27 protein-coding genes and 1 other annotated feature are annotated in these 24,766 nt (G+C 43.4%); of the genes, 3 read left to right on the forward strand and 24 right to left on the reverse strand.

Translation table 11 applies throughout. The features are described 5' to 3' along the window. Nucleotide 1: 1 nt before the first annotated feature. The 12 genes from L6I86_RS05655 to L6I86_RS05710 all read right to left on the reverse strand — a co-directional run bounded on the left by L6I86_RS05655 (nt 2) and on the right by L6I86_RS05710 (nt 9,562). Nucleotides 2–622 (reverse strand): YphA family membrane protein, encoded by a 621-nt coding sequence (locus L6I86_RS05655; RefSeq protein WP_236285433.1) that lies wholly within the window; start codon nt 620–622, stop codon nt 2–4. 131 nt (nt 623–753) lie between these two features. Continuing rightward, entirely contained in the window at nt 754–1,812 is a 1,059-nt protein-coding gene (fni, locus tag L6I86_RS05660; RefSeq protein ID WP_236285437.1) for a type 2 isopentenyl-diphosphate Delta-isomerase, read from the reverse strand. 30 nt (nt 1,813–1,842) lie between these two features. Next, a complete protein-coding gene (rpsA, locus tag L6I86_RS05665) occupies nt 1,843–3,156 on the reverse strand; it encodes a 30S ribosomal protein S1 (RefSeq protein WP_173110161.1) in 1,314 nt (437 codons plus the stop codon). A gap of 150 nt (nt 3,157–3,306) precedes the next feature. Next, nucleotides 3,307–3,888, reverse strand: a complete 582-nt coding sequence (locus tag L6I86_RS05670; RefSeq protein ID WP_056614442.1) for a lysophospholipid acyltransferase family protein — start codon at nt 3,886–3,888, stop codon at nt 3,307–3,309. Between the two features lie 2 nt (nt 3,889–3,890). After that, a complete protein-coding gene (cmk, locus tag L6I86_RS05675; RefSeq protein ID WP_236285445.1) occupies nt 3,891–4,574 on the reverse strand; it encodes a (d)CMP kinase in 684 nt (227 codons plus the stop codon). Between the two features lie 139 nt (nt 4,575–4,713). After that, the gene (locus L6I86_RS05680) at nt 4,714–4,938 is read right to left on the reverse strand and encodes a hypothetical protein (protein ID WP_236285447.1); all 225 of its coding nucleotides are present in this window, start codon (nt 4,936–4,938) and stop codon (nt 4,714–4,716) included. A gap of 65 nt (nt 4,939–5,003) precedes the next feature. Then, nucleotides 5,004–5,666: a flagellar brake protein gene (locus L6I86_RS05685; RefSeq protein ID WP_327205100.1), complete on the reverse strand. Its 663-nt coding sequence runs from the start codon at nt 5,664–5,666 to the stop codon at nt 5,004–5,006. 88 nt (nt 5,667–5,754) lie between these two features. After that, complete coding sequence (gene ypeB, locus L6I86_RS05690; protein ID WP_236285456.1) at nt 5,755–7,125, reverse strand: germination protein YpeB; 1,371 nt, start codon at nt 7,123–7,125, stop codon at nt 5,755–5,757. 165 nt (nt 7,126–7,290) lie between these two features. Further along, nucleotides 7,291–7,449, reverse strand: a complete 159-nt coding sequence (locus tag L6I86_RS05695; protein ID WP_164483569.1) for a hypothetical protein — start codon at nt 7,447–7,449, stop codon at nt 7,291–7,293. 70 nt (nt 7,450–7,519) lie between these two features. Further along, complete coding sequence (prsW, locus tag L6I86_RS05700; RefSeq protein WP_236285464.1) at nt 7,520–8,215, reverse strand: glutamic-type intramembrane protease PrsW; 696 nt, start codon at nt 8,213–8,215, stop codon at nt 7,520–7,522. Nucleotides 8,216–8,396: 181 nt separating this feature from the next. Next, nucleotides 8,397–9,002: a genetic competence negative regulator gene (locus L6I86_RS05705; RefSeq protein WP_057312084.1), complete on the reverse strand. Its 606-nt coding sequence runs from the start codon at nt 9,000–9,002 to the stop codon at nt 8,397–8,399. A gap of 248 nt (nt 9,003–9,250) precedes the next feature. Beyond that, a complete protein-coding gene (locus L6I86_RS05710) occupies nt 9,251–9,562 on the reverse strand; it encodes a hypothetical protein (protein ID WP_236285466.1) in 312 nt (103 codons plus the stop codon). Between the two features lie 175 nt (nt 9,563–9,737). Here L6I86_RS05710 and L6I86_RS05715 point away from each other — a divergent pair, with 175 nt between their 5' ends. After that, nucleotides 9,738–10,589, forward strand: a complete 852-nt coding sequence (locus L6I86_RS05715; protein ID WP_236285468.1) for a polysaccharide deacetylase family protein — start codon at nt 9,738–9,740, stop codon at nt 10,587–10,589. 68 nt (nt 10,590–10,657) lie between these two features. Here L6I86_RS05715 and L6I86_RS05720 read toward each other — a convergent pair whose 3' ends face one another. Further along, the gene (locus L6I86_RS05720; protein ID WP_236285470.1) at nt 10,658–10,870 is read right to left on the reverse strand and encodes a hypothetical protein; all 213 of its coding nucleotides are present in this window, start codon (nt 10,868–10,870) and stop codon (nt 10,658–10,660) included. Next, on the reverse strand, nt 10,867–11,475 hold the full coding sequence (locus L6I86_RS05725) for a CPBP family intramembrane glutamic endopeptidase (protein WP_082595532.1): 609 nt from the start codon (nt 11,473–11,475) through the stop codon (nt 10,867–10,869). The genes L6I86_RS05720 and L6I86_RS05725 overlap by 4 nt, the downstream gene beginning before the upstream one ends. A 91-nt stretch (nt 11,476–11,566) precedes the next feature. Between L6I86_RS05725 and L6I86_RS05730 the strand changes: the two genes are divergently transcribed. After that, the gene (locus L6I86_RS05730) at nt 11,567–12,490 is read left to right on the forward strand and encodes a hypothetical protein (protein ID WP_236285472.1); all 924 of its coding nucleotides are present in this window, start codon (nt 11,567–11,569) and stop codon (nt 12,488–12,490) included. A 52-nt stretch (nt 12,491–12,542) separates the two neighbouring features. Here L6I86_RS05730 and L6I86_RS05735 read toward each other — a convergent pair whose 3' ends face one another. After that, nucleotides 12,543–12,866 carry a rhodanese-like domain-containing protein gene (locus L6I86_RS05735; protein WP_056614472.1) on the reverse strand — a complete coding sequence of 108 codons (324 nt, stop codon included), beginning with the start codon at nt 12,864–12,866 and terminating at the stop codon, nt 12,543–12,545. Nucleotides 12,867–13,104: 238 nt separating this feature from the next. After that, nucleotides 13,105–13,337 (forward strand) — a binding site (T-box leader). A 71-nt stretch (nt 13,338–13,408) separates the two neighbouring features. Here L6I86_RS05735 and serA point away from each other — a divergent pair. Further along, a complete protein-coding gene (gene serA, locus L6I86_RS05740) occupies nt 13,409–14,989 on the forward strand; it encodes a phosphoglycerate dehydrogenase (protein WP_236285475.1) in 1,581 nt (526 codons plus the stop codon). Nucleotides 14,990–15,112: 123 nt separating this feature from the next. Here the strand turns inward: serA and L6I86_RS05745 are convergent, their stop codons facing one another. From L6I86_RS05745 to L6I86_RS05785, 9 genes are all read right to left on the reverse strand, one after another. Beyond that, nucleotides 15,113–16,999 (reverse strand): sensor histidine kinase, encoded by a 1,887-nt coding sequence (locus L6I86_RS05745; RefSeq protein WP_236285477.1) that lies wholly within the window; start codon nt 16,997–16,999, stop codon nt 15,113–15,115. Beyond that, the gene (locus L6I86_RS05750) at nt 17,000–17,713 is read right to left on the reverse strand and encodes a response regulator transcription factor (protein WP_056614488.1); all 714 of its coding nucleotides are present in this window, start codon (nt 17,711–17,713) and stop codon (nt 17,000–17,002) included. It lies immediately after the preceding gene. Between the two features lie 39 nt (nt 17,714–17,752). Continuing rightward, nucleotides 17,753–19,012 carry a cytochrome c biogenesis protein CcsA gene (ccsA, locus tag L6I86_RS05755; RefSeq protein ID WP_236285483.1) on the reverse strand — a complete coding sequence of 420 codons (1,260 nt, stop codon included), beginning with the start codon at nt 19,010–19,012 and terminating at the stop codon, nt 17,753–17,755. Then, on the reverse strand, nt 19,009–20,670 hold the full coding sequence (resB, locus tag L6I86_RS05760; protein WP_236285485.1) for a cytochrome c biogenesis protein ResB: 1,662 nt from the start codon (nt 20,668–20,670) through the stop codon (nt 19,009–19,011). The genes ccsA and resB overlap by 4 nt, the downstream gene beginning before the upstream one ends. A 42-nt stretch (nt 20,671–20,712) precedes the next feature. Further along, entirely contained in the window at nt 20,713–21,246 is a 534-nt protein-coding gene (locus L6I86_RS05765) for a redoxin domain-containing protein (protein WP_236285487.1), read from the reverse strand. A gap of 83 nt (nt 21,247–21,329) precedes the next feature. Then, nucleotides 21,330–22,076, reverse strand: coding sequence for a pseudouridine synthase (locus L6I86_RS05770; protein WP_056614495.1), 747 nt, complete (start codon nt 22,074–22,076; stop codon nt 21,330–21,332). A gap of 122 nt (nt 22,077–22,198) precedes the next feature. Next, nucleotides 22,199–22,732, reverse strand: a complete 534-nt coding sequence (locus L6I86_RS05775) for a spore maturation protein (protein ID WP_056614498.1) — start codon at nt 22,730–22,732, stop codon at nt 22,199–22,201. A 6-nt stretch (nt 22,733–22,738) separates the two neighbouring features. Further along, nucleotides 22,739–23,338, reverse strand: coding sequence for a nucleoside recognition domain-containing protein (locus L6I86_RS05780; RefSeq protein ID WP_056614501.1), 600 nt, complete (start codon nt 23,336–23,338; stop codon nt 22,739–22,741). Nucleotides 23,339–23,378: 40 nt separating this feature from the next. After that, a complete protein-coding gene (locus L6I86_RS05785) occupies nt 23,379–24,572 on the reverse strand; it encodes a D-alanyl-D-alanine carboxypeptidase family protein (protein ID WP_236285489.1) in 1,194 nt (397 codons plus the stop codon). Nucleotides 24,573–24,766: the final 194 nt, after the last annotated feature.

The following is a 24,766-nucleotide window of genomic DNA, read 5'->3' on the forward strand; positions in this document are numbered from 1 at the left end:
TTTAGTTGCCCCCCCTGCGGTCTAACCAGCTTCTCACGACGGTTCGGCAACCACTGTATGCAGCTTGTACTACAATCGTTATTGTTCTAGCTGTAAAAATAGACAACCACCATTGATCTTGAAACGTAGCCATACCCAACTGATGAAAGCCGTCAACTTCGTGAATACTCGCTTGATACATATCCCCGATCAAATATCCGATCGAAATGGCTGCAATTTGTTCCCATGCATTGCGCTGTACAACTACGGCTACTAGGGCAATTAACAGAGCAGTCTGCCATTCTGAATTACGAATGATAAGAATAGGGTCCATTTCTAGCAGTTGTTGAAATAGAAAGTGGAGTGAACCGATCAGAAGTCCTATGGAAAGCAGATGTAGCTTATGTATAAAACCTTTTGTGACATAAAGAATACTAAAGGCAATCGTTAGTACAACAACATAAACAAGTTGAATATGTACATGTTGTATCGTCACGGTAACTCGTGATCCGATCAGCCAAGAGGCAAAAAAAAGAAGCATGCCTTTATGCGATATACTTCGGATGTACAGCTCCTTCCAGCCACTGGCGAGCAAGATCAACGTGATGCAAAGGAGAATAAGCGACAGATAACCAGCATTCATAATCAAACCACCTAGCCTGCGTAGCTATCGATGACATCCTCTGTCATCAATGTGCTTTACGGATCTTCAGGCTCCCCCTCAAGTGAGTAATAAGGGAGATCTGCCTGATCCTTAGTATGGCAATATTTTGATTATTTACTCTGATTAGTTCGCTCTGCGTATGAAGTTAAGTTAATGCCTCTCGTTCGACACCATTCCGCGGTATCTCCAACGATGACAACTGGACACCTTGTTAAGGCTTGAATCGAATTAGCTCCCAATGCCGTCATAATTAAAATGAGTCCTTGGTGAAGTTCTTCTGCATAATCGTGAAGTGCTTCTACACCATCTATACGCAATACCTTCAGAAATGCACCTGCCATACCCACTGCCGATGCGCCTAAGGTAAGTGCTTTCGCCGCTTCCAATGCATTTGTAATGCCGCCTGACGCAATAATAGAACCCCACGGATAAACAGATAGGGCTTCTAATAAAGTCATACTTGTAGGTGTACCCCAATCATTCAGCCAATCTAATGCAGCAGGTCGTCTCGCATTTTCAATAGCAGCAAAATTCGTGCCGCCTGAGCCTCCTACATCGAGTACCTGAACCCCAATATCTCTTAGCTGCTTCGCATTATCACGCGAAATGCCAAAGCCTACCTCTTTCACAATCACCGGTACTGGTGTATGACGAACAATGCTTTCAATGCGGCCAAGCATGCCTACGAAGCTGCGATCACCTTCTGGCATAATCAATTCTTGCATAACGTTGAGATGGATTTGGAGCGCATTCGCTTCTATCATATCTACCGCACGTAACGCTTGGTCCGTTGTGGCTTCGCTCCCCAAATTAGCAAAGATGATACCTTTCGGATTCTCGCGTCGCACCACTTCATAGCTGGATGCCACTTCGCTATTCTTAATAGCTGACATCTGGGAGCCAACAGCCATAGGCAAACCTTTCTCCCTCGCGAGTATGGCCAATTCGCGATTAATGCTCTCTGTCTCGTGAGCGCCGCCGGTCATTGCATTAATTAAAATCGGCGAACTCATAGTGAGATCGCCGATTGTTGTTGTTAAAGCAATATGATCCGTCGAAGTCTCAGGAAGACAGTTATGCACAAGCTTGATATCCGCCAACCCTTGTTGACGAGTTTGACCAAGCTCCAGCGCATAATGGACATGCTCCATTTTGCGTGAGATGCGCATTTCTGTAACCTCCCTAGAAATTGGATCTATTTATTTTTTAAATTTAGCCAGTTTATCTCCGAAACGCTCACCAAGTGTCATGGACAAACCTTGATTGCTTAGGGATACATTTTCGTTACCAGCAATTTCTTTTTGATGACTAGCGCTGTTACCACGGTCACGATCACCACGCGGTTGTCTTTCTCTTTCTGGTTTGCCAGCTGATGATGGAGCCGCTGCACCAGCAGGTGCTTCAGGAGCATCTTCTGTGTCTTTAATGCTTAAGCTAACGCGTTTCTCAGCAAGGTTGATTTCCAAGATTTTCACTTGTACTTCTTGGCCTTCTTTCAAAACTTCATGCGGAGTACCGATGTGACGGTGTGCGATTTGGGAAATGTGAACAAGACCCTCAACACCTGGTGCCACTTCAACGAATGCACCGAAAGCTGCAAGACGTTTAACTGTACCTGTTACGATATCACCAGCTTTGAAATCACGCTCAACATTTGACCAAGGACCATCTTGTGTAGCTTTGATGCTCAAGCTGATTTTATCATTGGATGGATCCAATTTAAGGATTTGCACCTTAACTTTGTCTCCTTCTTTAACAACATCAGATGCTTGTTCAACATGCTGCCAAGCAAGTTCAGAAATATGAACAAGTCCATCAATACCACCGATGTCAACAAATGCACCGAATTGTGTCAAACGTTGTACAGTACCATCTAGTACTTGACCAACTTGAAGACCTTCGATGATTTTCTTTTTGTTTGTTTCGAACTCTTCATCCAAAATATCTTTTTGGGAAAGGATGACTTTGTTTTTCTCACGATCAATTTCTTTCACACGAAGACGCAAAGTGCGGCCTTTGTAGGAAGAGAAATCTTCAACGAATTGACGCTCAACCATGGAAGCAGGTACGAATCCACGTACACCAATATCCACAACTAATCCGCCTTTAACAACCTCTGCAACAGCTGCTTCGATAATTTCTTTGCTCTCAAGTTGTCCTTGTAGCGTTTCCCAAGCTTTTTCGTTGTCAACGACACGTTTGGACAATACCAACGTTTCTTTTGCATCGTTGATGGAAACGATTTTCAATTCTACTTCTTGACCAAGCTCGACTGCTTGCGCAGCATCATTCAAGCTTACGGAAGAAAGCTCACGAACTGGGATGACGCCATCGTATTTGTAACCGATATCCACGAAAGCTTGATCAGCGTCTACTTTAACGATTTTGCCTTTTACCGTAGCGCCTTTCTTCAACACAGCAACATTGTTAAGCGCGTGCTCTGCTTCTGCTTGTGATACGGCCGTTTCTTGAGCTTCCTGTGATTGATCTTCAACTTTTACTTCATCTGACATGAGATTAGCCTCCTCTATTTACAACCAACAAAAATAATTTATAAGTCACAAAGCAGCAGTCAAGCTCCTACTCTGTTTCAAACACAATAATAAGTTCAAATCACTTTATGGTTAGTATAATTCCAAGCTTTCGATTCCATACATTTCTTCTTATGCTTTACTAGTGACTGTATGTAGTCGGCGAATTTCTTTCATAATCGCTTCCGTCGCCTGCTCCAGATCCTCTGAACTACCGCCTTCATAAGCGCTCATATCAAGTGGTTTACCGTAAACGATCGTCATACGACGGAAAAGTGAGTAGGTACCTACGATGGCTACCGGAACAACTGCCGCGCCCGACTTCAATGCAAGACTAGCAGCGCCTTTCTTCCCCATTCCACCCGCATTGCTTCTAGATCCTTCAGGAAAAACACCTAGCATATTGCCATCACGCAGCAGCTGTACAGCAAGTCGAATCGACTCTCTGCTTACGCCTCCGCGTTTAACTGGGAATGCGCCTACTTTAGATATGATAGACCCAAGTACTGGTATATCAAACAACTCCGCCTTGGCCATGAAATGCACCTTGCGGCGCAGTGGTGAACCTAAGAATGGTGGGTCTAAGAAGCTAGTATGATTACCACACAAAACAACTGCCCCTTGCGTAGGAACATTTTCCATGCCGATAGCACGCATTCGGAAAAAAACGGTGAAAATAAATCGAAATAAGGCTCTTCCGATGCGATATAGCATCTTTATTTGCCACCTCCGACTTTGTCCTTGCAAAGTCCAAGAATTTCGTCCACTACTTCTTCAATCGTCATTGATGTACTGTCCATCAACACGGCATCATGCGCCCTACGCAGTGGTGAAATTTCCCTCGCCTCATCGAATTGATCGCGACGTGCGATATCCTGCTCCAATTCGGAAAGAGTCAGTGTATTCGTACCACTGTTTTCTAATTCCTTGAATCGGCGCTCAGCACGTTCCTTCACACTCGCGGTTAAGAAAACCTTGATCTCTGCATCTGGCATGACATGTGTACCAATGTCACGGCCGTCCATGACTACGCCTTTGGAAACAGTCATTTGCTTCTGTAGCGCGACTAACAAATGACGTACAGCGCCATAGCTGGCAATTTGTGAAACATGTGTCGTTACGTCCGTTGAACGAATCGCTTTCGTCACATCCACACCATCTACAATGACCTGTTGCCCTTCATCTCCAGGGATGAGCTCAATCTGCATACGATTGGCTAACGCAGCCACTTCTGTTTCTTGCTCAGGTAGCAGCCCTTCTTGCTGTACTTTCCACGTTACTGCTCGATACATGGCTCCTGTATCCACGTAAATGAAACCAAGTGCTCCGGCAACTAGCCGTGCTATGGTGCTTTTACCGGCTCCAGCAGGACCATCTATGGCAATATTGAACTTATCCAAGCTGCTGTTCCTCCTAACAATACTTCACAGTACCTTACGAACAAAAAAGCAGGCACTTGCCTGCTAATTACTAGAAATTATACCACACAACATGGTCATATGCAAAACTTGGGTTCGATCCCACCTTGATTTCATGCGCTTATGAGCGTTCTCTTAAGGGATGTTCCGGTACAATATAAGGTTGCCCTTCGAGTGGCTCGACACGTGTGAAATGCTTGCGAATATACGCATTTTGAAGTAAAGCTTGTACACAAACTAGCAATATAACAACGAAAATTACAGCTCTAATAATGACCTTCTCTACTTTCGCAGAAAAGCGTAAAAATAACTGTTCATATGGTTCTGTCTCTTGTTCCTTGGACATGAGATCACACTCCCGCTAGCATCCGATATGCATAGCAGTATACCCTTAGCGTTTATGTCTCAATCCTAGCGTTTACGAAAATCCATTTGTCTCTCAAAGCAAAAACGAATCAGTTTCTGTCGCTCTCTATCCGCGATCTCTGCGAATCGGATCATGACTAATTGCTTACCCGTCTCCGTACCTTTCACGCGTACAACTTCACCTGTAAACGGAATATGCTCGATCGTGCCATTTTTGAATGGCGCAAGTACCCAACAAGATATGATTGCATTTAAGCCTATCGGAATATGACCATCACAAATAAATGAAATACCTCCACCGCCAACATCATCCGTCAATCCAATAAATTGGATCTGGTCGTTCAGCTTCACGGCGATTTCTAATTCAGCTAAAACTCGAAGGAAATTCCTGCGTTGTATTTGCGTAATCGCACTTAACTCTGGGAGTCTTAGTTCGATCAAGCGAATAACATCCTCCGTAAAGGCTACAACTTCTGTTGTGAAATAATGCTTCACACCGCCTTGACCTAGGAAATGAGCACTAATCTCATCGCCTTGATAAAGTTTTTTCAATCGTCCTGTCTTTTCATTCAAAGGGATTTCAATGATGATCGCGCTTTCTGTCACATCCGCAATTCTAGACTTATATTCGATTTTGGACTCTTCTTCATCAATACTATTCATTTGCATATGTAAAATCTGGTTGACCTTAGGAAGCAATTTCCGCACCTCCGCGAAGTAATATGCATTAATTATACCATGACCTCACCATTTAGATAGAAAAAAAAGAAGCAGGATGATATCCTGCTTCTTCTTCTTATGATTTTCCCTTTGCAGCTTCCGCTTGATCTTGACGAATTGTCTCTATTTTCTCTTCCATGCCCACATCTGCATTTACATAAACACGATAGATATTGTTATTCATCGTGCCGATAAATTCATGACAGAGCACTTCTTCGTCCAGATCATTTTTGATAATCGCAAGCGATTCGCCAGTTACTTTCATTTTAGAACTCAGTTGCTTACGTGCTTGGTCTACTGTAATTTTCGGTTGACCAATAGTGCGTTTCTTCTGTGAATAAATATAATTGGTTGCTTGTAGCCCTGTTACTTCAAGGGTATCTAAAGCAACTTTAACCGTAACTTGTTCCGGATATATGGTGACATTATTTTCTTTCTTTGCGAATAGAATGGTGGCTGTATTCTGATATTGATCGTAACTAATTGCACTTAAATCCTTGTACTCATGCTGATCCAGAAATTCATTCGCAATATCTCTTGCTTGACGAAGATTAAATTTCGCAGCTGGTACATCACGTGTCTTCATAAAATAGATCAAGTGACCACCTTTTTTGGTGTAATCCATTTGTGTATCCGTTTTGGAAGCGTCATTGCTTGGAATAACAACACTATAACTTTGAAATTCAGGAGCACTTCCGCCGTTCTCGATAACTTTAATGCCACTTGAATCTTTTACGCCAAGGAAATCAATAGCTTTCTTTTTAACTTGATCTGCCGTCATATCATTGCCCGTCAGCATTTTAACATCATTTTTGGAGAACACATTTAAACTGCCTGTCCCCCAATTCAACTCATCATATCCACCTACTTGTTTGTCCACAATCTTAAAGCCATCGATAATCGCATTGTCATGCATTTCATTTTCAGATGCGAGAGCCGTCTCCACATCCATCCAACGCAAATTATTTGCAATTACTTTATTTTGCACACCTCGAATTTCTTTAGTTATATCAGCAGAATGTGCATATAGGGTGTTCAATGTTTTCATTTCCGCTTCGGTTAAAGGCTGTTTCGTCATATCGCGAACAGACATGCGGTAAGAGAAATTAGCCATATTCGCTAGGAAATCTTCCGTTTTGTTAAAAGGCAGCAGCATTAAAGGCAACTGTGTGATGTCACTCTGCGCTTGACTTGTTAAACGCCAAACATTAACCAACCCTTTCCGATAGGATGGTTCCGAAGTTTCATTTACCGCCAATGTATTGCCTAATTCCGTATGTAGCTTATCCATGTGAAAGGACAGGTCATGAAACGCGCGTTGATACTGATTCTCCGCTTTAATTAATATCGTATTCTTTTCTTGGTGTTCCAAATACCCCCACACAGAAGCCCCGATTAATGCCAGCAGTAGAAATGGAAACATGACGATACTTAATCTTTTATACACAGAACTGCTCCTTTCATACCCAATCTTGCGCTTAGTTTTTACGCGTGGAGGCAGGTTTATACAAGATTGTCACAAAATAAACAGCTACTCCGTCCCTCCATAGGACAATGGCGTTTATCGATTTGTACATACAAAAAAAGGCCTATTCGGAAGAATGGCCTCTTGCTAACTCTCGGTTTCTATTTCAAAATCGTGCTCATTACTGCATATGCATTGCCGAAATCCAGTTTCAATCTTGTCTTTTTCCTTCTTGCCTCGCAATACGAACTTCTCACCACATAACCGACATCGGATCTTCACTTTCACGCGCGTCGTTAATGACATGTATACCCTCCCGGTCTTTCCCCATTCCATGTAATGGAGTTCAACAAATATACAGTCATTATGACCCAAATCATCCCATTTTAATCTTCTCATCGACAGTTACAACGCGTAAAGGAGAGTGTGCATTAGCACGATCTACACGCCATATCGACCGTAACCATAGAAAAGTCATAAGCGGAATCATAATCCAAATCCAGCTGTTTGTGAATATAAGCAAAATATAATCAAATGCACCGTGCCAAGCAATTGGCAGCAACAGGGATATCCATAAATACCTATTTTGCTTATGGGGAACGAATTTGGCCTTGCCCATGTAATACCCCATCATGACACCAAATAAAGCGTGTCCCGAGACTGGCAATAGCGCACGAAGCATCAAAGCCGAGAAAGAAGAAGCATGCAAGAATGCGTAAATAATATTCTCCAAGGTTGCAAAGCCAAGACTGACAGCCACCGCATACACAATCCCGTCATATGGCTCGTCGAAGGCTTCATGACGGAAAATCAAGTGATACAGTAACAACCACTTCAGAAACTCTTCAATTCCTCCTGAGAGAAAAAAGGACGTCATGATCGTGCCATTGCCGAACTCCTGAATAAATGCGTTCTGTAGAACCATCGTCGGATAAACGAGTAGTACACCAAAAAGAAACATCCGTACCACTAAATGGATAGGTTCTGTTTCGTACCGATCCTTCAGATAAAAGTAGGCGAGCAATGAGAGACCTGGCGCTATGGCTGCCAATAAAATAGGCACGATATGCATGTTCCAGCTCCCCTCTTTTTTGAAATACATACCTATATTATAGTCGTTCTGTCTAGACATTTCTACGTGTAACACAAACGACCATAGTTGCGTATTATGGAAAACAAAACAAGCATCCTCAAAAACGGTTGTTTTTGGAAGATGCTTGTTTCATTCTCATGCGTCAGGACGTGAGTCCCCATTATTTGAAATGGCGGCAGAGCACCTTAACGGCATCATCTGCAATGATGGTTTTCCCGTATTCCTCAAGAACAGCCAAGGTCACTGAAGAAGCTTCACCGAACTCAGATAAGACAGCAATAAGAGCTTGATACTTGGTTTCTTCAAGATCTACAGGTTCTAGCTGTAAAATATATTTCCCTTTATACGAATACAGGGTACCGCCTTCCATCAGAAGGGGATTAATTACTTTGGATACACGCAGCAGATCTTCAAAATCACGGAAAGCATAGGAGATTAAATCGCTTTGTTCAAGCGTAACTTCCATTTCGTACACTTCTTCAGCTTCATGATCATCATACGCATCAGAACTCGCATACAAATCAAGCTTGCCTCTAGTGACAATAACAACCATACCTTGCGCTGGGAGGGCGAATACCTCAACAGCAAGGGGACCGGACGGGTCAAATCCGAGCTCCGAATAGGCTTGATCCATCATCTCACTAAACAACTCGTGCACTTTCGGAATTTCTCTCCACATGTCGTCTTTTTGAATTCCACGTTCAGTTAAGTCATCGAATGTTAGGAAAATCCGTATCTTATCCTGACTTAAGCGTTCTATTTTCATGATAGGATCCTCCTTTGAGCTCTCCAATTGGAAAGCTTGCATCGAAAGCATGGTCACCTTATTTCAATCAGAATATGTTAGAAAAATAAAAAGGTGAACCACTAATCAATAAATGGACATGCATCCATCTATTGTTTTCACCTATCATGTTAACATTAAATCTTTGTAATTGCACGCTTAAGTTATGTATAAAAAGAAAAAGCACAGCCGGCCCCGTGGGTATGCCAGACTGTGCTGAGCGCTTATCTTTATTGTATTGTTGCGCTGCTTATTTTATTATCCTGCAGGATTTCATTGACAGTTGCCTTTAAACTCGGGTCTTCTTTGACGATTTTCTCTACTTGGTTTAAACCATTTGTACTCGTCGAAGAGAAATTTCGAGCTGTAGATTCTCCAACGGATTTGCTTGTGAACGTTTCTTTGGCCTTATCCATGACATTGCCCATCGATTGACTAGGTGAGCTAAATGCTGAGAAAAGCATGGATTTACTTTTACGATTGAGATAAATAACAGCAGCCGCGCCTGCAATGCCACCAAGCATAAATGTTCCTAATTTCATTGGATCTCCCTCCATGATAAGTAGTATCAATCCTTTCTAGGTTGTGCGAGTTTACAAGTGGTCATACACAACGGAAGAAGGAAAACATAGGAGAATTGACATCTGCGAATTGTGGTCTTAAATGTGGTACTATAAGGGATGACCACCATGTAAGGATCTGAGGAGAATACGAATTATGAAAAAGAAAGCAAGCACACTATTCCTAACAGTCATGCTTCTATTGGCTGCCTGCAGTGCAGATCAAACCGAAACAAGTCCTGCTGCGACTACAAGTGTAGCACCAGTTGTTCAAGTGACATCAAGCCCAAGTGAATCTCCAACCCCCACCGCGGCTCCTACACCCACACCTTCACCAACACCAACTGCTCCCATTCAAGAAGTAGTACAAAAGACCTATCACATGAACAAAAACTATGATATCGTGCCCAATGACCCCAATGGTAATAAAAAAGTCGTTTTATTAACCTTTGATGATGGACCTAAAGAACAAGCGATGAATCAATCTCTTATTGATATCCTGAACAAACATAAGGCGAAGGCCATCTTCTTCATGAACGGTTATCGTATAAAGCAAAAGCCTGAGCTCGTAAAACTTGTTCACGAAAGCGGCAATATCATTGGTAATCATGCTTGGGATCACGACAATATGAAAGATATGCCGAATGATAAAATTGATAAACAAGTTGACGATGTTGGGCAAATTGTGAAAGAAATTACGGGTCAATCCCCGCAATTTTTCCGTCCACCATTTGGCTCAGGTAATGATTATTTAAAGTCGAAAATTAAAAATAACAAAATGCTTTACATGACATGGTCGAATGGTTCATTAGATTGGGACATGACGAATAAGAATAATGATTCCAATAAAGTCATTGAGAATGTCATGCAACAGCTTCACAACGGCAGCAATATTCTCATGCATGAGCTCCCCTGGACAGTAACTGCGCTTGATACGTTGCTCACGAAGCTCGAGGAAAAAGGTTATACGTTTGTTGATCCCAATGCCATTGAATTAGAAATGAGATAGGAATGAACGAAGAGCCCTACGCTGCCGCGAATGTTTCGTTCGTAGCAGCGTAGGGCTCTTTTTATTTTTTACAACGAAGAATTTGAGTACTTGATCCCCCAAACAGTTAAACTCACAACTAAAGCGATAAATAACCAAAGTAATGTCATATAGAAAAGATTCGTCCATTTTCCTTGCTCCGAAGGGTGTACGGCTCTACGCGGCGGTAAATAGGTATCATCCTCTTGTTTCTCCTCCATGTTAGGATTCGAACGCGAAGCTACTCTTTCTCCAACACTCATGAACCTTGATCTTCCTCCTTGCCAAACCGAAGTATGCAACCCATCACCATATCAATCATAAAGTGAGCAATTATTGGTGTCCATAGGCTTCCCGTATGAAGGTAAATCCAACCTAAGCCATAGCTAATACAAAATACCATCCCTGTCATGAGCCAATGCTGCAGATAGCGAACATGGATTGCGGCAAATAAAATACTAGTCCAGTAAGGTCCCCAGGCATGTTGAATCGCACCACGGAATAGGACCTCTTCACAGACAGATACGATGAATGAAATAAGTGCAATATGCCAAAGGGCCCTATTCCCAAAAATCATTTGATTAATGCCACCGTCATCAGATACTTCTTTGGGTACCCATCTTGAAATAAGTAGGTCAATACCAAGGACAACTACAGCAAATAAACAACCCCAAATAAGGACACGCCAACCACCTTGAAACGACAACGCAGAAAGAATCTTTGAATTACTCTGAAATAATAGGATGATAATTCCGATAATAAGCGTAAGCAGTTGTGTAATGTAAAGATTCAGCAATAAAGTTTTGTCATTCAGTTCATTGATATCAACTTTCCCAATACGAAGGTTTTTAAAATCGAATTTTTTCAAAGGAAGCAGCCTCATTTCCTTATAATATTCCTTTTTCATGCTGATTGACCTATACTAAAACAACTATAAGAGACAACAAGGAGCTTGATTTATGGAGAAGCGTCTTACCCGCACTGATTATTTATTTGCCCTCATGTTTATCTTTATGCTGGTCTGTATCCTTGGCGCTTTTTTCTATGGCTTGCGATTAGGACAAACGAAATCCGATTTAAAATATGATAAAATCATGCATGCTGATCAAGCGTCATCAGTCCCCGAAGTAGGCGCTTATGATCAACAAGTGCTTGTGTCATATTACCATACCATCTTTTTACCCTTTAGGGAATTTCAGAATAAATGGTTTGAATTATTGAGTCAAATCGAAATGGATAATGCAACTGTTGACGCTTCCGCAGTCCTGAAAGAGCTAAGTAAAATTGCAGCTGATAAATACAATACGCTCCAAAGTAAGAACATGCCTGCATCTTCACCCTTACTAGTGCAGTCACACCAAGGCTATCTGAAGAGCTTGAAGCTATTCACTGATGCATTAAGTAACTATCAGTCCAAAGCGAATGCACAAAGTCACGCACAGTTATTAGATGCCATCCAGAAGGATGCATACTTCCTTGAAGCCAAAACACAAGCCTTAACTGCGCAGAAAAATTACTTCGACTCCATCCTTGTCTGGAACGGCACTATGGATCCGGACATTGAATATTTCGATCCTAATAATACTGCCAATCTTGATCAGTGGCGCGCAATGAATTTAAACGTAAAGAATGTATATATCACCGCTAAATTGTTGAAAAACAAAGCATTCTCGCCTTTTTATCCGCAGGATTTAACGATAAGAATTGATGAATTCATCGCATCCGGCCAAGCCAAAAAATTAAATGTGAATGATGTGAATCAAACCATGGAATTATTGCTCAGCACAAATGCTGTTCGTACAGGAGACTTCGTCAAAGGCAAAGCGAAATGGTATTCCAATGAAACACTGCCTCAATTACCTTTCTTTTCAGATGTAAATTAAGAAAAAAGCTGAAGATTTGGTCCTCATGGACGAAGTCATCAGCTTTTTCTATTTAGTCGTATTGAAAGCCGCGGAACATGCCAATAGCAGCCATTCCCCCGTCTACATTAATGACACGCTCAAAACCGTTTTCTTTTAAATATTCAGCAACACGTAGACTGCGCATCCCATGTGCACAAACGATATAAATATCTTCATCTTCTGGAAGCTCACCCATACGGAGCGGAATTTGCTGCATGGGAATTAATTTGGCTTCTTCCATATGATAGTAATCCCATTCATGGGGTTCTCTTACATCAATGATGACACTATTTCCTAGTGTTTTCTGGTCGACAGCTTGGAGAAAAATTTGGGGATAAATGCTCTTAATTTCCATTTAGGTACACACTCCTGCTTTCTTTAGTTAAGATCCTAACATTCACTGTACCATACATGAAAATGAGCCTCAAATATAAGCAAAATGTCATTGCATTCTGAACATTCTTGCTATAAAATAAACGAAAAGCTTCTTAATGAGTGTCAATCCGAACATTTATGACGTAAAAGTGAAAATCGTTCGACATGTATTGACACGATTTCGAACGCATGGTAATCTATTAAAAATTCTATATCACAGTACAGCGTTGACGGAGCCAAGCAAATAAAGTAGCTTTCAGAGAACCGGTGGTTGGTGAGAACCGGTAGCGAACAAATTGCGGAGCACTCCAGAGTTATTGCATTGAACGGTAGTAGATGCAATCGGGTTAGGAACACGTTACAGTTCCAGGTCGCAAGACCAAATGAGGCTACCCATGCGAATGGGCAGCGAACTAGGGTGGTACCACGAAAGCAATCTCTCGTCCCTTTGGCTACAGGCTAATTGTCTGTATCCGAGGGCTGGGAGTTTTTTTATGTTCAAATCTAAGGAGGAACCGAATTATGTTCAAAGTTCTAGTATCCGATCCAATTAGTGACATGGGAATTCAAATGCTTTATGATGCAGCTGATGTTGAAGTGGTTAAGCAATCTGGTCTATCTGAAGACGAACTCATTGCCATTATCGGTGAGTACGATGCCCTCTTAGTTCGTAGCCAAACAAAAGTAACAGAGAAAATCATGAATGCTGGTACAAAGCTTAAAGTAATTGGCCGCGCAGGTGTTGGTGTCGACAATATTGATTTGGAAGCAGCAACAAAACGCGGGATTATCGTTATTAATGCACCTGACGGTAACACGATTGCCACTTGTGAGCTTACTTTCGCCATGATGATGGCAGCAGCTCGTATGATTCCACAAGCGTACAAGAAAACAGTTGGCGGCGAATGGGATCGTAAATTCATCGGCGTTGAGCTTCGCAACAAAACACTAGGTATACTCGGTATGGGACGTATCGGTAGTGAAGTTGCGAAACGTGCGAAAGTATTTGGCATGGAAGTTATCGGCTATGATCCATTCTTGACTGAAGAGCGCGCTGAGAAAATGGGCGTAAAGCTAGGTTCAGTTAACGAAATCGCAGCAAAAGCAGATTTCATTACTGTTCATACGCCACTTACACCAGAAACGCGTCACTTGATCGCGAAACCACAATTTGAATTAATGAAACCAGGCATTCGCATCATCAACTGTGCCCGCGGTGGAATTATCGATGAGCTAGCGTTGGTTGAAGCAATTGATCAAGGAATCGTTGCAGGTGCAGCTTTCGACGTATTTGAAGTCGAGCCACCAACGAAGGATCACCCTTTCCTATCGAATCCGAAAGTGATTGTAACGCCTCATCTTGGTGCATCGACGATCGAAGCGCAAGAGAACGTAGCAATCGACGTTTCCGAGGAAGTTCTTCATATTCTTCGTAATGAGCCGTTCAAGAATGCTGTCAATATGCCTCCTGTTCCTGCGGATGTATTAAACAAACTACAACCATACTTCAGTCTTGGTGAAAAAATCGGTTCTGTCCTTGGACAAATCGCTCAAGGTGCAGTATCTGAAATCGTAGTTAACTATGCTGGTGACTTAATGGATGTAGATACAAGCCCATTAACACGTTACATTGTAAAAGGTATTTTCCAAAATCAATTGGAATCCATTAATATCATTAATGCTATGCATTTGGCTAAATCACGCGGTGTTAACATCGTTGTGCAAACATCAAATGCATCAAATAGCTTCACTAACCTCGTTACAGTGACGGTTAAAACGAAACAAGAGGAAAAAACACTTGCTGGAACATTACTAGCTGGCTTTGGCGAGCGCATCGTGCGTATCGATCAGTATCCAGTTGACTTCGCAGCTGAGGGTAACTTGTTGTTAATTTCTCACAACGATAAACCAGGTATTATCGGACGCGTTGGAACACTTCTCGGAAGCAATCAAGTCAACATTGCGACGATGCAAGTTGGACGTAAAGTGATTGGCGGTTCCGCAATCATGGTACTGACGATTGATAAGACGGCTCCTGCTGAGGTATTGGCTGAGCTTACCAAACAAGATGAAATCGTAAATGTTCGTGCACTTACGCTGTAATAAGCACAAATTGTTTCACGAACAACAAGATTTTATCTGAATATTCTACAAATAAAGGCGTTTGCCGAGTGTTAACTCAGCAAACGCCTTTTTCTTTGTGTCGAAATTCACACAATTTTCTGTTTATTTGTGTTCGCAGGGCAAGCAAATCGTAAATGTGCTGCCTTGACCCCATGTGCTTTGTACGGTTACAGTCCCATGATGGGAATCAATGATGTTCTTGACGATCGCAAGGCCAAGTCCAGTTCCCCCAGAAGATCCACGCGTACGCGCCTTGTCCGCCTTGTAGAAGCGTTCAAAGATAAACGGCAGATCCTCGGCAGGGATCCCCTGCCCCTCGTCGGCGATCTCGATCCGAATCGCGGGCCGATCCTTCGAGAGGCACGCCTCCGCCTTCAAGGCAATACGCGCCCCTGCAGGCGTATGCCTGAACGCGTTGTCGAGCAGGTTCGTCAGCACCTGCTCCAAACGATCCTCATCCGCACGCTGCAGGATGAGCGGCTCTTCTGGCAACGTCACGCTTAGCGCGATGCCGCGCTCTTTGGCCAGCACCGCGAATTTGCGGTGCATGCGTCTCACCAGGGAGTCGATTTCGACCTCCCTGAAGGAAAGCTCGAGATGGCCGGCTTCCATCCGCGCCAGATCGAGCAGGTCACGGACGAGGCGCCCCATGCGGAGCGACTCGTCGTGAATGACCTGTACCAGCTCCACGCGTTCTTCCGGCGTGGAAGGAATATCATCTAGCAGGGCTTCACTGTAACCCTGCAGCATCGAGATCGGCGTACGCAGCTCATGCGAGACGTTCGCCACAAAGTCCTTGCGCAGCTTATCGAGTCGTTCCTCCTCCGTCACGTCACGGAGAACGGCCACAGCGCCGCGCACTTGATCCCTGGAGTAGAGAGGCGTCATTGCCACGGACCACACGCCATTTTGCACATGAAGCTTTGTAGCGGCCTCTGCTGACTCATCAACAACCGCTTCAAAGAGCGGAATCAGGGGTACAGGGATTGGTAACGTGTTTGGATTGCTGAAGCTCATAAGGCCCCAATCGCCAAGTGCAGTATCTGGTTTCGGGAAACGTCTTGGCTCACCTTCATCATCCGACCATTCAATCGTACTCCACTCTTCTACGATTTTCTCGCCTTGCGGGTTGCTTAGCATCACAGATCCATTCACATCCAGGGTGATCACCGCATCGGTCATACTTCGTAGAATGCTAGATAGATGTTCTTTCTCCTGACTGAGGGCATGAATACTTTCCTGCACCTTTTCCCCCATGTGATTAAAGGTTTTGGCAAGCTCTCCAATCTCATCCTTGGAAAGGATAGGGACACGCGTACCATATTCCCCATGCGTGATGAAATCCGCTGCTTTCTTCAATTGCTGCAGAGGTCTCGTAATTTGTGAGAACAAGAAGAAGGCGAAGAAAGTTGTCATGAGAAAACCAACAATGGACACATAAACAAACAATCTTAACATATACGATTGTGTGGCTTCTAACGACTGCAGGGATTGATAAAGCAATGTCGCCCCTACAATGCCCCCCTCCAAATTGAAAAGCGGTACTGCCACAACAAGGTATTCCGCACCTGCATCAAAGCGGCCTGTGCGCGATTTATTAATTTGCTTATCGATTGTTTGGCCGGCAAATACAGGCTTCAGTTCAGCTTCTGTATAGAAATCAGATACATGGAATTCGGCTAACTGACTTCCGTTGGTTCGCGGGATGGCCATTTCCTTCATATCCGTAGAAATCACAAGCATTCTTGAATCTTGAAAGCTGAGCAACTCATTACTTAATTGATAAAATTGCTCGTTGTACATATGCGTCGTTGCTTCCTCTGAAAACTTAAGTGCCACTTCTTTCATATTCTCGCGCTGATCCGTTGCTTGCGCAAAATAATTTTCCATATAATTGACAAGAAAAAAGCCCAGTATGAGCAAGACAACCCCAACTAGGCCTATAATGGTTAACCACAGTTTACCTACGACACTTCTGAAAATAAACACTTATTTAGGCACCTCTAGCTTGTAGCCTACACCCCATACTGTCGTAATCATCGCTGCAGCATCCGGGGATACTTTGTTTAATTTCTCACGAAGTCGCTTTACATGCGTATCTACCGTACGTAAGTCACCGAAAAACTCGTAGTTCCAAACATCCTTGAGCAGCTCTTCACGAGAGAAAACTTTATCAGGTGAAACAGCCAAGTAATGAAGCAATTCATATTCCTTCGGTGTTAGGGCTACTTCCTGACCACCAGCTGTCACACGATGTGCGTCATGCTCAATAATCAAGTTCGGGAATACAATATTATTGCTGGAACTTGCATCTTTGGATAAATACGCTGTCGCTGAAGAACGACGAAGAATCGCTTTCACACGGTAAATCACTTCACGCGGCGAGAACGGTTTGACAACATAATCGTCCGCACCAACTTCAAATCCGCTCACACGATTCGTCTCTTCACCCTTCGCTGTCAACATGATGACTGGTGTGGACTTCACTTGACGAAGGCGTGCACAGACTTCAATGCCATCGATGCCAGGCAGCATCACATCCAGCAAAATCAGATCGAAATCAGTTTCGGTAGCCATCCGCAAAGCGGTTTCACCATCTTCCGCTTCTTCAATCAGATAACCTTCCTTCTCTAAATACATGCGGAGTAATCGGCGAATACGTTCTTCATCATCAACAACGAGTATACTTGGCTTCAATTCCATCTTAGCGTCACATCCTCTATTAATGTACGTACTTAATGTTTAAACACCTGCATAAGAATGCAGTCCAGCTATGACTAAGTTCACACCTACTAATGTAAACATAACGACGATAAATCCAATTACAGTTAACCAAGCGGATTTCTTACCTTGCCAACCTTTTGAAAGACGAAGATGTAGGAATACTGCATAGAATAACCAAGTTATCAATGCCCATACTTCCTTCGGATCCCATCCCCAGAAACGGCCCCATGCTTCCTGAGCCCAAATCATCGCGAAGATGAGTGCCCCGAGGGTAAAGATCGGATAGCCAATCGCAATAGCGCGATAACTGATTTCATCCAGATCTTCCGCATCCATACCTTTCACAATCGGACCAATCGCTGCTCCTAACGGTTTCCGTGCAACCAGACGCGCGAGTGCATAAAGGATCAAACCGCCGAGAATTGACCAAATGACTGTGTTTAATTTACGACCAGCACTAGCCCCTTCCATCCAGGATGGCGCTGTAAATAAGGGTTCAGACATGCCAAGGAATGACTTCATTTCTACGACTTTCGTATCATACGGTTGTACAATTGGAGGCAGTACGTAGGTTTCCGTCGTATGATTGGTTTCCTGTACGCCTTGAGCATTCGTAACAATCACATCTTTGGAGAATACAGCTTTGTAACCTGATCCATTGAATGTAAAAATCGAGGCAATAAATGCAACGAGCATAAGAATAAAGAATAAAGTGAGCTCAACACCTCTTTGTTCCTTCTTATCGTTCTTCGTCGTCTCTGTATAGTCAACGGATCGAAGCAGATACATTAATCCACCGGCAAAACCAACGGCAAAGAAAGCTTCTCCGGTAGCCGCTGTTGTTACATGAATCTTCAACCAGTAACTCTGCAACGCAGGAATCAATGGCTGTACTTCACTTGGGAAAACGGAAGCATAGGCAATGATGATAAAGCCAATGGGTAATGCAAAGACACCTAGTACCGGAGTCCGATAAATGAGATATACGATCAAGAAAGCACACATGATCATCATCCCTAAAAACGTCATAAATTCATACATATTGGAAGTAGGGATATGATCCCCTTCAGCCCATCGTGTGAAGAAGAATGTCACATGACAAGCAAACCCGACAACCGAAGTAATAAAAGCAACGAACCCCCATTGCCTCGTATGCTCTTCCGGCTTCCGGTTGCTCCACCTCTTACCCGTAATCGAAAGAACAAACAGGAAGAATGCGAGCAAATATACAAAAAAAGCGATGAGTAGAAAGGTACTGCTAACAGAGTTTACATTCACCCCTGGTTTCCTCCATTTGCTAATGTTTTCGGTAAAACGTCCAGATCATTCTTATTTAGAGCTGCGGCAACTTCATTTCGCAGTCCAAACCAGTTCTTGTTCGTATGGCCGCCGAGCGTCAACTTGCCCTCATCAATTCGAATCCAAATGCGTCGATGCTGCCAATAGAAGCCCATAATGACACCGATCATAAAAATCGCAGAGCCAACCCAGATATATGGCATTGCTTTATCCACTCGTATGTTCAAATATGTCGTGTAATTGGCAAATTGAACACCTTCCATGGAACCAACCGCAATCTTTAGCTTCTGACTAATCGCACCGTTAATGGTGTCTTGCGAGAACGTTTCTTTATCGATTTGTCTCGGGAAATACAGATATGGTTCCCCTTTTTCAGCTAGCCCTGGTCCAGTTACGCTAAAAATAAAGGCTGGAGCTTTCGGCTCATTCGATTTCGAAATCGGCTGACCCTTCTCTATGCCAAACTCAGGGAAGAAACCTTTTAACGTAAGTGTATAGGCACCTACCTGATAAGACTCTTTTGGATTATTCATTGGTAGATCAAAACTGCCATAAGTCTCACCCGTAGTTGGATTGCTTAGTGTAGGCTTCACCGAGATCAGCAGTGGTGTTGCTTTATAATCAAACTGATACGCTTGCAAACCCTTGTAATCCAATGGATGATTCACAATGATATTGGCCTTATGAACTTCCTCCAGTACTGGCGCTTCTGCCCCATCCCCGCAGTTCGCGGTACAATGATACAAGACAGCTTGCGTTTCATACGTCTTCGGAACGATCTGACCTTTGGCTTTGATGCTTTCAGGAAGCTCTTGTTCATCGTACAACGTGAGTGTAAATTTCTCATTCTTAATGTAGTACGAAGTATGCGGGATGGGCTTGGTTTCACCTTCAAGGATGCTCATGTATTGATCCATATGCCAGCCGGGAATCCCGCGCATAAGCACACCGATTAAGAAGATAATGAGTCCAATATGATTGATATAGGGCCCCCAGCGGCTAAAGCGATATTTTTCAGCAAGTAATGCAGAGCCATCGGTATGTATGCGGTAATTCTTTTTACGCAAAAGCGTACCCAGCTTGTTCGTCCAAGCGATTTCATCCGTTCCCGCAGGCAAATCTGTAACAAGTGTGACATTTTGCCTAGTCAGAAAATTGATATGTTTACGTATTTGCTGCTTGGACAACGCCCTATATAGGGGAAGAACACGATCCAAACTGCAAATGACAAGCGAAGTTCCAATCATGAATAGCAACGTGATGAACCACCATGAGCTGAAGGTATGAGAAAAGCCAAGGGCATGATAAATATTCCCTAGTTCCCCATAGTTTTCGCTGTAATATTGAGATGGATCCATGTCCAGAAAGGTATTCTCTTGCGGAAATATCGTACCTACAGCTGAAGCAAGCAATGTAATGAAAATGATCCAAACGGCTATTTTCACTGAAGAGAAGAAATTCCAGACTTTATCGAGCAGAGAAGGATTGGACTTCTGAGACCGTCTGGCCATCCCATCATAGCGCATTTCCAGAATGTCTCTGCCATCGATATCGATCAGCGGATTCCCACAGGATTCACACAGCGTAGTGCCTGTAGGGTTCTGATGTCCGCAATCGCATTTGGTATTGTAGAACATGATGACCTCCTAAAAACGTTGAACATGCGTACGACTTATGAATTACGATTTACTGACCAAGCTAGATAAAGTCTCATCAATAAATGACTCTTCCATTTGGCCAATTTTTTTCACAGCAATTTTGCCATCTGTCCCTATGAAGAAGGTTGTTGGATAGTCCATTACACCATATAATTTACGCACAACTTCATTGGCATCTAACAGCACTGGCATATTTAATTTGTATTGCTCCATGAAACCCTGGACCGTTACTTTATTCTTGTCCACATTCACTTCTAAGAAAACGACACCTTGGCTCTTCCACTTATCGTATTGCTTCTGAAGATCAGGCATTTCTTCTTTACATGGTGGACAAAATGTACCCCAGAAATTCACTAGCACAACTTTCCCTTTGTAATCAGAGAGCTCGTGCGTTTGACCATCTAATCCAACCAAGGAGAAGTTCGTCGCTTTCTCCCCTTGCTGCGGGTATTTCTTGCTTGCTGAAGCAGACAAATTTGTAATAATCGTAAACACACCAATAATGAGCACGATTGCAAAGATCCCAATCTGTACCCACTTCTTATTACGACCCAATGTTAATCACCTTCGCTTTGTCGACAATGTTAGTTTTTGCATATCGAATTATACCCTTATTATAACGAAAAGAAGGCCAATTCTTATTGGCCTTTTTGAACGTTATGTGTCCTTAGAGCTTCGTTCCTAAGCTCTTCAACCTCTTTGGGCGTCAAGTGGCGATACTTCGCTCTTGCCAGGCCAGTTAAGAAGATGGGACCGAATTTAATCCGCTTTAATTTGATTACTGGGAACGAAATCGCCTCAAACATCCGTCTGACTTGGCGGTTTCTACCTTCATAGATAGTGATTTGAATGACAGATTCATTCTTCTCCATATTCACATCTGCGTACTCGACTTCAGCAGGTGCAGTCATACCATCTTCTAACTGTATGCCCATTTTGAGCTTATCTAATAACGTGCCGTGTGGCACTCCTTTGACAGTTGCTTGGTATGTCTTCGGTACATGATGCTTCGGATGTGTAAGCAGATGTGCGAACTCACCGTCATTCGTTAGAATGAGCAGGCCTTCCGTATCATAATCCAGTCGACCGACCGGATATACACGCTCTCTGATTCCTGGCAAGAAATCAGTGACAACCTTACGGCCTTCGGGATCCGTTGCACTCGTAATAACACCTTTGGGCTTATTTAAAATGACATAGATCTTCTTCTGTTGACCTATCGCACGTCCATCAACCCTTATTTCATCTTCAGCTGTATTCACTTTCACACCCAGCGTCGTGACGACTTCACCGTTCACTTGCACGCGTCCCGCTGTAATGATTTCTTCACATTTCCGGCGGGATGCGATCCCAGCTTCGGCTAATACCTTTTGCAGTCTTTCCATTATCCGCTTTCACCTCAAGCTAATGATAACGGACTTAACCACAAATCTCAAGCGGCAACCCACAATAACTGACAGAAGGTGACAGAATGATGGCTATTCAGGTGCCATTACGTGCCTGCCATTTACGAAAACACGAAATAACAAATAACAAGAGAAGCGATAAAGCCAACAGCATCCGAAATTAATCCCACTTTGAGCGCATAGCCAGCTTTTCGAATTCCAATCGCGCCAAAATAGACAGTTATCACATATAAAGTTGTGTCTGTGCTCCCTTGTACCGTTGAGGCTATCCGCCCAATCATGGAATCCGGACCAAATTGCTCGATTAAATCAGTCGTAAATGCTAAGGAACCCGCTCCTGTGATAGGCCTTAGAATTGCTAAAGGGAGTACTTCTGTAGGCACACCAATACTTTCGAAAAATGGCCGCATCCAGCCTATCATCATGTCCATCGCACCAGATGCACGAAAAACGGAAATCGCGACCATCATCCCGACAAGGTGGGGAATAATTTTGATCGCTGTGTCGAAGCCATCTTTGGCCCCCTCTACAAATGACTCATAGACAGGAACCTTGCGATAAGCAGCGTAAAGGGGAATGAACACAATCATGATCGGGATTGCCCATGCTGAAATTAGTGAAACGAGTGCGTACATGCTGGTTCATCCTTTCAGCGGAGGGATAGGTGAGCGCGATCTGCGATACCATCTATCCACGAATATGGCCACTGTTGTGGAAATGATCGTCGCAATGAGTGTTGTACCTACGATTTCTGCCGGGTTCATTGAATTAAAATTCATCCTTATTGCAATAAGTGTTGTCGGGATTAAGGTGATACTTGACGTATTGAGTGCAAGCAACGTGGACATAGCTGCACTGGCTTCCTCTTTGTTAGGATTAAGCTTCTGAAGTTCTTGCATCGCTTTAATCCCCATCGGGGTCGCAGCATTGCCTAAGCCAAGGATATTAGCACTCATGTTCGACATGATATAGCCAAGCGCAGGATGATTCTTTGGAACACTTGGAAAAAGGAAGCGTACAACGGGCTGAAGAAGTCTTGCCAACTTGTGCAAAATACCAGCATCTTCCGCAATACGCATCATTCCCATCCAGAATACCAATACACTTATTAAACCAAAACATACGGTTACGCCATTCTTCGCCCCATCAAATGCCGCTTGTGTAACGGATTCTACATCACCATTGATAGCTGCGACGAGGAAACCAACAACGATAAAAAATAGCCATATCCAATTCACCATAGATCAGCACTCCTTACAACTTGGCTTTACGTCTTTTACATCAATCCGCCCATATGGAGCCAGATATATGAAATAACCCTTGTACTAGCATTCTGCAAATATAACTATATTTTGTCAGCAATGTCACTTTATAAGGACTGCTCGATTGATAGGAGAATGTTGCTTTCTCGGGTACTTGCATTAATGGGTTTGCTGGATCATAGATAGGTATCGTTTGTATCAGATTATTTTTCAATGAAATTCGCAGTGCACCGCGTTCAGCTAACCGATACTCCGTCGCCATTGGATCTACCAAGGTAACTTGGTGCGATAAGCTAGCGTATTCACCTTCTGCGAGTGGGTACTTAAACGTTCGACTTGCTACCCAAGGGGTGCCTTCGATTGCATCGCCTTTCTTCACCAGTGTCTGCAACGGGAAATTATTGAACCCGTATTGGAGCAACTTCGCGTGATCCGCCCAATCATCACCATCATTCAAAGTCACGACGACAAGTTGCTGGCCGTTCCGTGTAGCTGAAGATACTAAGCAACGCTTAGCGAGCTTGGTATAACCCGTTTTCACCCCATCTGCACCTTCGAACATGGAAAGCATCTTATTTTTGTTGAGCCAAGAGTAATCCCATGTTTCATTCGGATTGGGTACCTTTTTCAGCTTTGTAGATACAATATCAGCAAACACACTATTCTTGAGCGCATACGCGGTAAGCTTAGCCATATCATTCGGACTTGAGCGATGGCCTTCACCTTCGTCCAGCCCGGATGGATTCGTGAAATGGGAATGATCCATCCCTAGCATTTTCGCTTTCTCGTTCATCAAATAGACGAACCCTTCAACGCTTCCCCCAATATGCTCAGCAATTGCCGTCGCGGCGTCATTACCGGAACGCATCATGAGTCCATATAACATGTCATGAAGTCGCATTTCTTCTCCAAGCTTCAAATAGATGGAAGACCCCTCTTTACCGAAAGCATTCTTGCTGACTTTGACCATGCTGGTGAGGTCCCCTTGTTCAATCGCAATGATCGCCGTCATAATTTTGGTCAAGCTAGCTATACGCATAGGCGTGTCCCCTTTTTCGCTATAAAGCACACGTCCTGACTCCACATCAACGAGCGAAGCACCGACTGCATTCGTATGAATGCTTGGCGGCGCGGCTTCTACATAGGTCCATGGCGCAATTAACAATCCAATCAAGGCACAGCAAATGACGATGAACTGGCTTTTGGTTTTCATTGGTTGGGTTATCCTCCTACACGAGCGAACTTGTACACTTTTTGATCGAATCCACTGTTGAAACTTTGTACAAGTATATGCGAGTGGACGAGGGATATGTCCTGAAAACGATCCAAAACAAAAAGGCCGTCCAGAAGTAGAAAATCTACATATGGATCAGCCTTCAATTAACGCAACTTGGCGTTTACGTCTTA

This window comes from Paenibacillus allorhizoplanae, from assembly GCF_927798215.1.
Lineage (GTDB): Bacteria > Bacillota > Bacilli > Paenibacillales > NBRC-103111 > Paenibacillus_E > Paenibacillus_E allorhizoplanae.

Excerpts from the sequence above, each read along its gene's own strand:
- L6I86_RS05655 (WP_236285433.1), bottom strand. The coding sequence starts at position 622 with ATGAATGCTGGTTATCTGTCGCTTATTCTCCTTTGCATCACGTTGATC.
- fni (WP_236285437.1), bottom strand. The coding sequence starts at position 1,812 with ATGCGCATCTCACGCAAAATGGAGCATGTCCATTATGCGCTGGAGCTT.
- rpsA (WP_173110161.1), bottom strand. The coding sequence starts at position 3,156 with ATGTCAGATGAAGTAAAAGTTGAAGATCAATCACAGGAAGCTCAAGAA.
- L6I86_RS05670 (WP_056614442.1), bottom strand. The coding sequence starts at position 3,888 with ATGCTATATCGCATCGGAAGAGCCTTATTTCGATTTATTTTCACCGTT.
- L6I86_RS05680 (WP_236285447.1), bottom strand. The coding sequence starts at position 4,938 with ATGTCCAAGGAACAAGAGACAGAACCATATGAACAGTTATTTTTACGC.
- L6I86_RS05695 (WP_164483569.1), bottom strand. The coding sequence starts at position 7,449 with ATGTCATTAACGACGCGCGTGAAAGTGAAGATCCGATGTCGGTTATGT.
- prsW (WP_236285464.1), bottom strand. The coding sequence starts at position 8,215 with ATGCATATCGTGCCTATTTTATTGGCAGCCATAGCGCCAGGTCTCTCA.
- L6I86_RS05705 (WP_057312084.1), bottom strand. The coding sequence starts at position 9,002 with ATGAAAATAGAACGCTTAAGTCAGGATAAGATACGGATTTTCCTAACA.
- L6I86_RS05710 (WP_236285466.1), bottom strand. The coding sequence starts at position 9,562 with ATGAAATTAGGAACATTTATGCTTGGTGGCATTGCAGGCGCGGCTGCT.
- L6I86_RS05715 (WP_236285468.1), top strand. The coding sequence starts at position 9,738 with ATGAAAAAGAAAGCAAGCACACTATTCCTAACAGTCATGCTTCTATTG.
- L6I86_RS05720 (WP_236285470.1), bottom strand. The coding sequence starts at position 10,870 with ATGAGTGTTGGAGAAAGAGTAGCTTCGCGTTCGAATCCTAACATGGAG.
- L6I86_RS05730 (WP_236285472.1), top strand. The coding sequence starts at position 11,567 with ATGGAGAAGCGTCTTACCCGCACTGATTATTTATTTGCCCTCATGTTT.
- L6I86_RS05735 (WP_056614472.1), bottom strand. The coding sequence starts at position 12,866 with ATGGAAATTAAGAGCATTTATCCCCAAATTTTTCTCCAAGCTGTCGAC.
- serA (WP_236285475.1), top strand. The coding sequence starts at position 13,409 with ATGTTCAAAGTTCTAGTATCCGATCCAATTAGTGACATGGGAATTCAA.
- L6I86_RS05750 (WP_056614488.1), bottom strand. The coding sequence starts at position 17,713 with ATGGAATTGAAGCCAAGTATACTCGTTGTTGATGATGAAGAACGTATT.
- resB (WP_236285485.1), bottom strand. The coding sequence starts at position 20,670 with ATGTTCTACAATACCAAATGCGATTGCGGACATCAGAACCCTACAGGC.
- L6I86_RS05770 (WP_056614495.1), bottom strand. The coding sequence starts at position 22,076 with ATGGAAAGACTGCAAAAGGTATTAGCCGAAGCTGGGATCGCATCCCGC.
- L6I86_RS05775 (WP_056614498.1), bottom strand. The coding sequence starts at position 22,732 with ATGTACGCACTCGTTTCACTAATTTCAGCATGGGCAATCCCGATCATG.
- L6I86_RS05780 (WP_056614501.1), bottom strand. The coding sequence starts at position 23,338 with ATGGTGAATTGGATATGGCTATTTTTTATCGTTGTTGGTTTCCTCGTC.
- L6I86_RS05785 (WP_236285489.1), bottom strand. The coding sequence starts at position 24,572 with ATGAAAACCAAAAGCCAGTTCATCGTCATTTGCTGTGCCTTGATTGGA.